Origin of the sequence: Streptomyces sp. NBC_01808, from assembly GCF_035917395.1 — a bacterium.
GTDB lineage: Bacteria > Actinomycetota > Actinomycetes > Streptomycetales > Streptomycetaceae > Streptomyces.
Genome location: NZ_CP109072.1, coordinates 7,712,308 through 7,723,898, shown reverse-complemented (window position 1 = coordinate 7,723,898; position 11,591 = coordinate 7,712,308). Strand labels below are relative to the sequence as shown.

At 74.6% G+C, this 11,591-nt stretch carries 7 protein-coding genes; 3 read left to right on the top strand and 4 right to left on the bottom strand.

The annotated features are described in order from the left end of the window. Nucleotides 1-45 precede the first annotated feature (45 nt). Nucleotides 46-2,088: a translation factor GTPase family protein gene (locus OG946_RS33885; RefSeq protein ID WP_326799759.1), complete on the top strand. Its 2,043-nt coding sequence runs from the start codon at nt 46-48 to the stop codon at nt 2,086-2,088. Between the two features lie 73 nt (nt 2,089-2,161). Here the strand turns inward: OG946_RS33885 and OG946_RS33880 are convergent, their stop codons facing one another. From OG946_RS33880 to OG946_RS33870, 3 genes are read right to left on the bottom strand one after another with little or no spacing between them, the layout of a single operon-like run. After that, nucleotides 2,162-4,423, bottom strand: coding sequence for an alpha-N-acetylglucosaminidase (locus tag OG946_RS33880; RefSeq protein WP_326799758.1), 2,262 nt, complete (start codon nt 4,421-4,423; stop codon nt 2,162-2,164). A gap of 33 nt (nt 4,424-4,456) precedes the next feature. Then, a complete protein-coding gene (locus OG946_RS33875) occupies nt 4,457-5,674 on the bottom strand; it encodes a Gfo/Idh/MocA family protein (protein ID WP_326799757.1) in 1,218 nt (405 codons plus the stop codon). Beyond that, entirely contained in the window at nt 5,671-6,474 is an 804-nt protein-coding gene (locus OG946_RS33870) for a DeoR/GlpR family DNA-binding transcription regulator (protein ID WP_326799756.1), read from the bottom strand. The genes OG946_RS33875 and OG946_RS33870 overlap by 4 nt, the downstream gene beginning before the upstream one ends. 97 nt (nt 6,475-6,571) lie before the next feature. Between OG946_RS33870 and OG946_RS33865 the strand changes: the two genes are divergently transcribed. Beyond that, the gene (locus tag OG946_RS33865; RefSeq protein ID WP_326800448.1) at nt 6,572-7,459 is read left to right on the top strand and encodes an SIS domain-containing protein; all 888 of its coding nucleotides are present in this window, start codon (nt 6,572-6,574) and stop codon (nt 7,457-7,459) included. Between the two features lie 23 nt (nt 7,460-7,482). Here OG946_RS33865 and OG946_RS33860 read toward each other — a convergent pair whose 3' ends face one another. Beyond that, nucleotides 7,483-9,144, bottom strand: coding sequence for an acetolactate synthase large subunit (locus OG946_RS33860; RefSeq protein WP_326799755.1), 1,662 nt, complete (start codon nt 9,142-9,144; stop codon nt 7,483-7,485). Nucleotides 9,145-9,343: 199 nt separating this feature from the next. Between OG946_RS33860 and OG946_RS33855 the strand changes: the two genes are divergently transcribed. Then, entirely contained in the window at nt 9,344-11,581 is a 2,238-nt protein-coding gene (locus OG946_RS33855; protein WP_326800447.1) for a HelD family protein, read from the top strand. Nucleotides 11,582-11,591 lie beyond the last annotated feature (10 nt).

Here is an 11,591-nt window from a genome sequence, read left to right as displayed (position 1 = left end):
CCACCCAGCAGGCCATCGCCACCTACGCAAGGGACATGACGCTCCGTGCACACGCTGAACCTGGGAATCCTGGCCCATGTCGACGCCGGTAAGACCAGCCTGACCGAGCGGCTGCTGCACGCGGCCGGGGTCGTCGAGGAGGTCGGGAGCGTCGACGACGGCAGCACCCGCACCGACTCGCTCGCGCTGGAGCGGCAGCGCGGCATCACCATCAAGTCCGCCGTCGTCTCCTTCGCGCTCGACGGCATCACCGTCAACCTCATCGACACGCCCGGCCACCCGGACTTCATCGCCGAGGTGGAGCGGGTGCTGCACGTGCTCGACGGCGCGGTGCTCGTGGTCTCCGCGGTGGAGGGCGTGCAGGCGCAGACGCGCGTGCTGATGCGCACGCTGCGGCGGCTTTCGATCCCCACGCTCGTCTTCGTCAACAAGACCGACCGGCGCGGCGCGCGCGACGACGCGCTGGTGCGCGACATCGCCGCGAAGCTCACGCCCGGGGCCGTCGCCATGGGCTCCGTCCGCGGACTCGGCACCCGGGCCGCCGCGTTCACCCCCTACGGCCCTGACCACCCCGGCGACCCGGGCGCCCCCGACAACGCCGCCTTCGCCGGCCGGCTCGCCGACGTCCTCTCCGGCCACGACGACGCGCTGCTCGCGGACTACGTCGCCGACGAGGCGGCGGTGACGTACCGCAGGCTGCGCAAGAGCCTCGCGGAGCAGACCGCGGGCGCGCTCGTGCATCCGGTGTACTTCGGCTCCGCCGCCACCGGGGCGGGCGTCGCGGAGCTGACCGCGGGCATCAAGGAGTTGCTGCCGGCGCCCGCCGGGGACCCGGAGGGTCCGGCCGCGGGCACGGTCTTCAAGGTCGAGCGCGGTCCCGGCGGCGAGAAGGTCGCGTACGTGCGGATGCTCGCCGGCACGCTGCGCACCCGCCAGGAGGTGGCGTACGGCGACGGCGACCGCGCCCCCGTGACGGAGAAGGTCACCGGCGTCGAGGTCTTCGAACAGGGCGCGGCGGTGCCCGCCGCCGGGGTCGGGGCCGGCCGCATCGCTCTGGTGCGGGGCCTGGCCGGGGTGCGCATCGGCGACGCGGTGGGCGCGGCCGTGGGCCGGGCGGCGGACGCGCGGCGGCACCACTTCGCGCCGCCGACGCTGGAGACGGTGGTGGTGCCGGACCGGGCCGCCGACCGGGGCGCGCTGCACACGGCGCTCTTCCAACTGGCCGAGCAGGACCCGCTGATCGCGCTGCGCCGGGGGGCCGGGCCGGGCGGTCTGCAAGAGCTGTACGTCTCGCTCTACGGCGAGGTGCAGAAGGAGGTCATCGGGGCCACGCTCGCCGACGAGTACGGTCTGCCGGTCTCCTTCCGCGAGTCGTCCGTCATCCACGTCGAGCGGCTGGCGGGCAGCGGCTCGGCGTACGAGAAGGGCGACACGGACACCAACCCGTTCCTGGCCACCGTCGGGCTGCGCGTCGACCCCGCGCCGCCCGGCACGGGCGTGGTCTTCGCGCTCGCGGTGGAGCTGGGCTCGATGCCGTACGCGTTCTTCAAGGCCGTCGAGGACACGGTCCGCGCGACCCTGCACCAGGGCCTGTCCGGCTGGGAGATCCCCGACGTGCGGGTGACGATGACGCACTCCGGCTACTGGCCCCGGCAGAGCCACGCCCACCAGGGCTTCAGCAAGGCCATGTCGAGCACCGGCGCCGACTTCCGCGGCATCACGCCGCTGGTGCTGGCGGACGCGCTGAAGCGCGCGGGCACCCGGGTGCACGAGCCCGTGCAGCGGTTCCGGCTGGAGGCGCCCGAGGACGCGGTGCCCGCGCTGTGGCCGGTGTTCGCGGCGCTGGCCGCGGTGGTCGACGGGCAGGAGGTGCGCGGCGGGGTCGCGGTGCTGGAGGGCGAGGTGCCGGCGGCGCGGGTGCACGGCCTTGAGCGGCGGCTGCCGGGGCTGACCCGGGGCGAGGGCGTGCTGGAGACCTCCTTCGGCCACTACCGGGCGGTGCGCGGCCCGGCCCCGGCCCGGCCGCGTACCGACCACAACCCGCTGGACCGCAAGGAGTATCTGCTGCACGTCCAGCGGCGGGTGTGAGAGGCGGTACGGGTACGGGGTGGTGGCCTCCCGTACCCGTACCGCGGCTGTGTGCCCCGCCGGAGCCGGCGCTTCAGCGCGCGAGCGCGGCGAGGGGTTCGCGGGCCAGGACGCGCACCGCCTCCTCGGCGAGCCGGCGGATGTCGCCGCGCGGCTTCTCGGGGTAGCGGTCGCGGCGGCGCGCCCAGGCGTCCTCGTACGCGAACCAGTCGACGGCGGCCGGCTCCTCGCCGGTCGCCAGCGCGGTGTCGAGCGTGGCGAAGTAGGTCTTCCAGCGGCTGTGGTAGAAGTCGCCGAGCAGGCCCTGCCATTCGCGGTTCGCGTAGTCGTGCAGCCCGGCCTCGCTGCCGGCGCGCGGGCCCCAGGTGGTGATCAGCGAGCGCGCGTCGTACTCCAGCCGGTCGCGCTCGGCGCGGTCGGCGCCCCAGGCGCGGGCCTCGGCGAGGTGCCGGCCGAGCAGGTGCTGCGCGTCGGTGCCCACCACCCGGTCGAGCAGCCGGATCAGCTCCAGCCAGGCGGCGGTCAGCTCGCGCAGCCCGTCGCGGTCGCCGGCCTCGTACGCCTCCTTGATCCGCGCCAGCAGCGGGCGGCTGCGGTTGGCGAGCGCCTGCCTGGCGACGTCCATGAGGTCGTAGCGGTACGCGGCGGAGCGGCTCAGCCCGGGGGCGACGGCGAGGAGTTCGGTGAGCGCGCGGTCGAAGGCGGCGATGTCGTAGCGGTCCTCCTGCGGGCTCCAGGCGGCGGCGCTGCGGACGGTGAGCCCGGGGCGGGCGCAGAAGAGGCTGTCGGCGCCCTCGCTCCAGGAGTCCGCGCGCGTGGTGCCGTACGCGGTCTCGCGCAGCACCTGCCAGGCGGCTGCCGCGTGCGGGTCCTCGGCGCCGTAGCGGGCGGTGGCGTACTCGCGGAACCAGGCGTCGAGGTCGATCCGGCCGGGGGTCCAGGCGAGTTCGGTGAGCAGGGACATCGCGGCGGGGTTGTTGTCGGCGCCCTCCGGCATCATGGCGATGCCGGCCAGTGCGCTGCCCGGCTTGTCGCGCCAGGCGGGGTAGAGCGCGGCCCAGTCGGGGGTGTTGGCGCCGAGGGGGGTGTGGCCGCCGAAGTTCCAGATGGAGCCGAAGGCGTAGGGGGTGCCGAGCCAGTCGGCCTCGCGGTCGGTGACGGTGGGGAACCGGTCGGACAGGCCGTCGAGGATGAGCATGCGGTCGCGGTCGACGGCGTCGAGGATCTCCCGGCGCGGGTTGTGCTGCCAGCCGAGTATCGCCCAGAGGGCGTCCGGGTGGGCGCGCCGGAGGGCGGCCTCCACGGCGCGGGCGGCGGGGCCGACGGGGACGTCGCCGGGGTCGCCGCCCTCGTGCAGCAGGTCCATCTTGTACAGGCCCGCGGGGCCGAGCAGATCGCGCTGGTGGCCGTAGAAGGCGGCGGCGACCTCGGCGAAGCGCGGGTCGCGGGGGTCGAGCCAGCCGGGGCGGTCGAAGCCGACCCAGCCGCCCTGCGGGACGACGTGGGCGCCGGGGTTCTTCCCGGCGAAGCCGTCGGGGACGGTGCCGAAGTAGCCGGGGAGCACGGGCGTCATGCCCAGCTCGCGGACGCGCGCGGTGATGCGGGCGCCCAGTTCGGCGCGCAGGCGCAGCAGCCGGGCGGAGACGGGCCCGCCGAAGTACGCCATGTTCTGCAGCAGCCACCAGGGCTGGTGCGCGGGGGCGGGGATCCAGGCGCGCAGTTCTTCGTCGGAGTAGCCGAAGGCGCGGAAGGTCTCGTAGTAGACGGCGTCGGTGCCCACGCAGACCAGCACCTCGTTCACGCCGTGCAGCGCGAGCACGTCGAGGGCGCGCTCCCACGCGGCGAAGTCGCGGTAGGCGCCGGTGTAGCCCTCGTTGGTGTCGTTGTACGCGAAGCGGTGCGGCACGTGCGCCTCGCCGGTGAGCGGGGCGGCGGGGGCGGGCAGTCGCGCGGGCAGGTCGAGCTGGTCGCCGTTCCAGGAGATGTGCGCGCGGGCGGTGCGCTTGAGGTAGGCGCCGGCGCCGGTGAGCAGCGCGCCGGTGCCGGTGGCGGCCACCTCGATCCGGCCGGGGGAACCGGTGACCCGGTAGCGGTCGGGGCCGTCGGCGGGGAGCAGGGAGAGCTCGAACTGCCGGTGGTGGCTGGGCAGCAGGCGGGCCAGCGCCCGGCGGGCGCCCGCGGTGCCGTCCCCGCCGCCGCTCCCGTCGCCCTCGCCGTCCGCGCCGTCTCCGCCGCCGCGCGCCGCGGCGGGCGCCGTGAGGCCGAGGGCCGGCAGCAGCACGGCGCCGCCGGCGATCGACGTCCCTGCCAGGAAGTGCCTGCGGTTCACGCTCATCGGTTCCCTCCGGGGAAGTCGGTGCTCTGGACCTCAGTGCTGGTGCGCGGGGCGGCGCTGGCCGGCCGCGAAGTACTCGGCGAGCACGGGGTCCGGCGGCGGTACGTCGTACGCCGTGCCGCCGGTGCGCAGCGACCGGGTCGCGAGCACGCCCGCGGCGACGCTCATCCGGGCGGCCAGCGGCGAGGTGTCGGTGGCGTCGCCGAGGCGGACGAAGCGGCAGAACTCGGCGATGACCCGGTCGTCGGCCCGGCCGTGCGCGCCCTCGCCGGCGGGCACGCGGTGGATGGCGTCCGCGCCGGGGCGGTAGCCGGAGGGGCCGGTGTGCCAGACGCGGACCTCGTCGCCGGGGCGGTCGCCGAAGTTCTCCAGCCGGCCCTCGGTGCCGATGACGGTGTAGCTGCGCCAGTAGTCGGGGCTGAAGTGGCACTGCTGGTAGGCGGCGATGACGCCGTTGTCGAGGCGCATGTTCATCACCGAGACGTCCTCGACGTCCACCACGGGGTTCAGGTCGCGGCGCGCGGCGGGCGGCCAGGTGTCGTCGCGGTGCCGGCCGGCGGGGCGCGGGGTGCCGGGCGGACGGCGGGGCAGGTCGCCGTAGAGCATGAGGGCCCCGAGGGCGTGCACGCGGCTGGTGTAGCCGCCGGCGAGCCAGTGCACGACGTCGATGTCGTGGGCGGCCTTCTGCACCAGCAGCCCGGTGGTGCGGCGGCGGTCGGCGTGCCAGTCCTTGAAGTAGTAGTCGCCGCCGTACGCGACGAAGTGCCGCACCCACACGGTGCGCGGCACGCCGATGTCGCCGCGCGCGACGATGTCGCGCATCAGCCGGACGACGCCCGTGTGCCGCATGGTGTCCCCGACGTACAGCGGCGTGCCCGTCTCGTACGCGGTGCGCAGGATCGCGTCGCACTGCTCGACGGTGATGCCGAGGGGCTTCTCGACGAAGACCGGCTTGCCCGCTTCGAGCGCGGCGCGCGCGACGGCCGCGTGGGTGTCGTCGGGGGTGGTGACGACGATCGCGTCCACGCCGTCGGCGTCCGCGGCGTCGAGGAGCCTGCGGTGGTCGGCGTACGCGACGGCGCCGGGGAAGCGCGCGCCGACTCCCGCGCGCACCACCGGGTCGGTGTCGGCGACGGCGGCCACGACGGAGCCCACCCCGGGCCGGTGGGCGGCATCGGCGAGGTTGCCGCGCAGCCCGAGGCCGACGACGCCCAGCCGCAGGTCCGTCACGATGCTCCCGCGCCCGCTCATGCCCGCACCACGGACATCCCCTGCTCCTCGAACTCGCGCGCCCTGTCCGCCGCCCGGTCGTCCGTGACGAGCACGTCGATGTCGGCCGGCGGGCAGATCCGGGCGAAGGTGCGCACCCCGAGCTTGGTGGAGTCGGCGACCACGACGAGCTTCGCGGCCTGCGCGGCGAGCAGCGCGTTGATGCTCGCCTCGTGCTCGTCGCGGGCGCTGGCGCCGTGCTCGGCGTCGACGGCGTCGGCGCCGACGAAGGCGATGTCGAGGCGGATCTCGCGCAGGATGTGGCCGGCGAGCGGGCCGACCAGCTCGTACGAGGACGGCATGGCGACGCCGCCGGAGACGACGACCTTCACGCTGCGCCGCACGGCCAGTTCGGCGGCGATGTTGAGCGCGTTGGTGACGACGGTGACGGCGGGCTGGCCGTCGCCGCGGGCGCCGTCGCCCTCGCCGTCGCCCCAGTCGGCGCGGGCGGCGAGCGCGCGGGCCACCGCGGCGGTGGTGGTACCGCCGTTGAGGCCGACGACCATGCCGCGCTCGACCATGGCGGCCGCGGCCCGGCCGATGCGCTCCTTCTCGGCGGCGTCCCGTCCGGCGCGGTGGCGCAGGGGCAGGTCGTACGCCACGTCGTTCGGCACCGCGCCGCCGCGGGTGCGGACGAGCAACTGCTGCTCCGCCAACTGGTCCAGATCGCGCCTGATGGTCGCCGCCGACACGGCCACCTCGACGGCCACGGCCTCCACGTCGAGCCGGCCGCGCTCGGCCAGCAGCCGCAGCAGCGCACCATGCCGTTCGTGCTGGTTCAACCCGAATCCTCCCACGTACGATGCTTGAAGATGCTTGGAATTCTGCCTTAGCATGCACGATTGAACAATGGTTCTCACACAGGGCGGGGCGATGAAGATGACGTACGTAGCCGCTGAGCTGGCCGATCAGCCCGCGTGCTGGCGACGGGCGACGGAGCTGGCGGGGGTGCACGGGCCGCTGCTGCCGCAGCCCGGCGAGCGGGTCGCCGCCGTCGGCTGCGGCACCTCCTACTTCATGGCGCAGGCCTTCGCCGCGCTCCGCGAGGAGGCGGGCCACGGCGAGACGGACGCCTTCCCCGCCTCGGGTTTCCCGGCGGGCCGGCGCTACGACCGGGTGCTGGCGCTGACCCGCTCCGGCACCACCACGGAGGTGCTGCGGCTGCTGGGCACGCTGGGCGGCTCGGTGCGTACCACCGCGATCGTCGCCGACGGCGCCACGCCGGTGGCCGAGGCCGCGGACGACACGGTGGTGCTGGACTTCGCCGACGAGCGCTCCGTGGTGCAGACCCGCTTCGCCACCACCGCGCTGACCCTGCTCCGCGCCCACCTCGGGGTGCAGCCGGCCACGGCGGTGGAGGACGCGGAGCTGGCGCTCGTCGAGCCACTGCCGCAGGTGCTGCTGGCCGCCCGGCAGTTCACCTTCCTCGGCGCCGGCTGGACCGTGGGCCTGGCGAACGAGGCGGCGCTGAAGATGCGCGAGGCGGCGCTGGCGTGGACGGAGTCGTACCCGGCGATGGAGTACCGGCACGGCCCCATCAGCATCACCACCTCGGGCACCGCGACCTGGATGATCGGCGACGCGCCCGCGGGGCTGGAGGACGAGGTGCACGCCACCGGCGCGCTCTGGGTCACCGGCGGGCTCGACCCGCTGGCCGAGCTGGTGCGGGTGCAGCGGCTGGCGGTGGCGCTGGCCGGCGCCCGCGGCCTGGATCCGGACGAGCCCCGCCACCTGACCCGCTCGGTGATCCTCAGCCCGGCGGGCTGAGGATCACCGGGGACCGGTGGGTTTCAGAACGGGCCCTGGAGGGCGCCGAGCCGGTCGGTGAGCCGCAGGTTCTCGGTGTAGTCGACGGGGCAGGAGATGACGTCCACGCCGTCGTGGGCGAGGGCGTCGCGCAGCGTGGGCAGCAGTTCGTCCGCGGACTTCACCGCGTGCCCGCGGGCGCCGAAGCTCTCCGCGTACGTCACCAGGTCCGGGTTGGCGAAGCGGGTGTGGGAGTGGCGCCCCATCTCCAGCTCCATCTTCCAGGTGATCAGCCCGTACTCGTCGTCGACGAGGACGAGCACGGTCATCGGGATGTTCTCGCGGACCGCGGTCTCCAGCTCCTGGGAGTTCATCAGGAACGCGCCGTCGCCGGTCATCGCCAGCACCTGCGCGTCCGGCCGGGCGAGCTTGGCGCCGATGGCGCCGGGCACGGCGAAGCCCATGGTGGACAGGCCGTTGGAGATCAGGCAGGTGTTCGGCTCGTACGTGGGGAAGAGCCGGGCCATCCACATCTTGCCCGCACCGGTGTCGACCAGCACCACGTCCTCGCGGCCCAGCGCCTCGCGGACGTCGGCGACGACGCGCTGCGGGGCGAGCGGGAAGGACGAGTTGCGGCGGCCATGCGCCAGTTCCTCGGCGAGCAGGCCGCGGATGAGCCGGCCGTCGCCGTGGAAGGTGCGGCCGACGGCCTCCGCGAGGCCGTCCAGTGAGGACGACGGGTCGCCGAGCACGCCGACCGCGACCGGGTAGTGGGAGTCGACCTCGGCCGGGAACTGGTGCAGGTGCAGGATCTGCTTGTCGCCCTGCGGGTTGATCTTGACCGGGTCGAACTCCTGCAGCTCGTACCCGACGCAGATGAGCACGTCGGCGTTGTCGAAGCCGAAGTTGGTGTAGTCGTGGCGCATGAAGCCGACGGCGCCCAGCGCGTTGGGGTGGTCGTCGGGGAAGACGCCCTTGCCGTTGAAGGTCGTCGCCACCGGGATGTCGAGCCGCTCGGAGAAGCGGATCAGGGCGTCCTTGGCGCCGGCCCTGGTGGCGCCGTGGCCGGCCAGCAGGATGGGGCGCGCGGCGCCCGCCAGCACCTCGGCGGCGCGCTCCAGTTGCGCCGGGGACGGGGCCTCGGGGCGCGGCCGGTTGATGGGCAGCGGGTTCAGCGGCGGGTCGGGGACGAGGCCCTCTATGTCCTCGGGCAGCGCGAGGAACACGGCGCCGGGCCGCTCGCTCTGCGCGGTCTTGAACGCCTGGCGCACCATCTCCGGTACCGCGCCCGGGGCCCGTACCTGCTGGGACCAGTCGGTGACCGGGGCGAACATCGCGGGCAGGTCGATGACCTGGTGCGACTCCTTGTGCACCCGGTCGAGACCGCCCTGCGCGGCGAGCGCGACCACCGGGGTGCTGTTGGTGTGCGCGTCGGCGACGCCGAGCAGCAGGTTGATGGCCCCGGGGCCGAGGGTCGCGGAGCACACCCCCGCGAGGCCGGTGATACGGCCGTACATCTCCGCCATGAACGACGCGCCCTGCTCGTGGCGCACCAGGACGTAGTCGATGGACGGTGAGGCGTTGACGGCGTCGACGAAGCGGATGTTCTCCTCGCCCGGCACGCCGAAGACGTGCGTCACGCCCTCCGCCTCCAGGCAGCGCACCAGAAGGTGCGCCACGTCTTCGGGGGTGTCTGCAGTGCTCATGCCCCGAGCGTAACCTGCGGGGCGCATGCGAAAGGCTCCGCCGGAATTCGGTCGGAGCCTCGGAATGCTATGCTGGGGAATTCTCTGCGCACATTCAGAAATCGTGAACTAGCGCTGGAGGAAAGTGCGATGCGGGCATTCTATCCGTGCGGGAGTTGAATTGTCAAACGAGGTGTCGGACGAGGTGCAGAACGAGGAAATGCGACGGGAGCAGGAATTCCTTGACCTGCTCCGGCAGCGCCTCACCGAGCTGCGCGACGGCGCGGCGGCGGGGGTACAGGCGGCCCTGGCCCGGGACGGGGGCAACACCCTCCAGGCCAGACTGGAACGCGACGTGCTGGTGGCGGAACAGTCCGGGCTGCTGGCCGCGTTCAACGCCGGCGAGCACGGCCTGTGCTTCGGCCGGCTGAGCTTCCGCGACGGCCGCGACCACCACATCGGCCGCATCGGCATGCGCGCGGACGACGAGGAGCGCACGCCGCTCGTCGTCGACTGGCGGGCCGAGGTGGCCCGTCCCTTCTATCTCGCCACCGGCCACACCCCCATGGGCCTGCGCCGGCGGCGGCACATCTCCACCGAGGGCCCCCGGATCACGGGCCTGCACGACGAGATCCTCGACCTCACCGACACCGAGCGGACCGGTCTGGAGGGCGCCGACGCCGACGCGGTGCTCCTCGCCGCGCTCGACGCCGCCCGCACCGGCCGGATGCACGACATCGTGCAGACCATCCAGGCCGACCAGGACCGCATCATCCGCGCCCCGCACCGCGGCGTCCTCGTCGTCGAGGGCGGGCCCGGCACCGGCAAGACCGCCGTGGCCCTGCACCGCGCCGCCTACCTGCTCTACGCCCACCGCGAGCAGCTCGCCCGCCGCGCCGTGCTCATCGTCGGCCCGGGCCCCGCCTTCCTCGGCTACATCTCCGAGGTGCTGCCCGCCCTCGGCGAGACCGGCGTGCTGCTGGCCACCCCCGGCGAGTTGTTCCCCGGCGTCGACGCCACCGGCACCGACACCCCGGCCGCGGCGGCGGTCAAGGGCGGCACGGCGATGGCCGGCGCGCTCGCCGCGTACCTCGAAGACCGCCAGCGGCTGCCGGAGTCGACCGTCGTCATCCCGCACGAGGACGGCGAGCTGCACCTCGACTACTGGCTGGCCAACGCGGCCCGCCGGCGGGCCCGGGACACCGAGCTGCCGCACAACGCGGCCCAGCCGCACTTCGCGTTCAACGTCATCGACGGGCTGACCCGGCAGCTCACCGACCGCCTCGGCCAGGACCCGTTCGGCGAGGAGAACCTGCTGGGCCCCGACGACATCGCCCAGCTCGGCAAGGCGGTCGTCGCCAACGAGGAGGTGCACGCGGCCATCGCGGAGCTGTGGCCGCTGCTGACGCCCCAGGAGCTGGTCGCGGACTTCCTCGCGGAGCCTGTGCACCTGCCGGAGGCGGACGGGGAGTTGATCCGCCGCGCCGGCGGGCCCTGGACGCCTGCGGACGTGCCGCTGCTGGACGAGGCGGCGGAGCTGCTGGGCGACGATGGCCCCGCGCAGGCGGCGGCGCGGGCGCGCGCGGAGGCGGAGCGGCAGGAGCGGATCGCGTACGCGCAGGGCGTGCTGGAGATGTCGTACGGCTCGCGCACCCAGGAGTTCGAGGACCGCGACGACGACGAGGCGGAGGTGCTGGCCGCGCACGACCTCATCGACGCCGAGCGGCTGGCCGAGCGCCAGGAGGAGGCCGACCACCGCACGGCGGCCGAGCGGGCGGCGGCGGACCGGACCTGGGCCTTCGGCCACATCATCGTCGACGAGGCGCAGGAGTTGTCGCCGATGGCGTGGCGGCTGCTGATGCGGCGCTGCCCGACACGGTCGATGACGCTGGTCGGCGACCCGGCGCAGACGGCGGAGCCGGGGGCGTGCGGGGCGTGGGAGGCGATCCTCGGCCCGTACGTGGACAAGCGCTTCGAGCACATCACGCTGGGCGTCAACTACCGTACGCCGGCGGAGATCATGGAGGTCGCCGCCGAGGTCGCGCGTTCGGAGGACCCCGGGTACGTACCGCCGCGCTCGGTGCGCGCCACGGGGGTACGCCCCTGGGCCGAGCGCTCCGGGGAGTCGCCGGGCGCCGTGCCGGCGGCGGTCGCGGCGGCCGTGGCCCGCGAGTCGGGCGGCGCGGGGCGGCTGGCGGTGATCGCGCCGCGGGAGCTGCTGCCGGCGCTGGCGGTGGCGCTGCCGGACGCGGCCTCGGGCGCGGCGCCGGACCTGACGCGGCCGGTGGTGCTGCTCGGACCGCGGCAGGCGAAGGGGCTGGAGTTCGACACGGTGATCGTGGCGGAGCCGGCGCTCTTCGGGGGCAGCGATCTGTACGTGGCCCTGACCCGGGCGACGCAGCGCCTCGGCGTCGTGTACGCGGACGCGCTGCCCGCGGCGCTCGTCGGGCTCGCGTAGCACAGCGAGG

Bases quoted from the DNA above. Each gene is read 5' to 3' on its own strand.
- OG946_RS33880 (WP_326799758.1), bottom strand. From the start codon at position 4,423: ATGAGCGTGAACCGCAGGCACTTCCTGGCAGGGACGTCGATCGCCGGC.
- OG946_RS33865 (WP_326800448.1), top strand. From the start codon at position 6,572: ATGACGTACGTAGCCGCTGAGCTGGCCGATCAGCCCGCGTGCTGGCGA.
- OG946_RS33875 (WP_326799757.1), bottom strand. From the start codon at position 5,674: ATGAGCGGGCGCGGGAGCATCGTGACGGACCTGCGGCTGGGCGTCGTC.
- OG946_RS33855 (WP_326800447.1), top strand. From the start codon at position 9,344: ATGCGACGGGAGCAGGAATTCCTTGACCTGCTCCGGCAGCGCCTCACC.
- OG946_RS33860 (WP_326799755.1), bottom strand. From the start codon at position 9,144: ATGAGCACTGCAGACACCCCCGAAGACGTGGCGCACCTTCTGGTGCGC.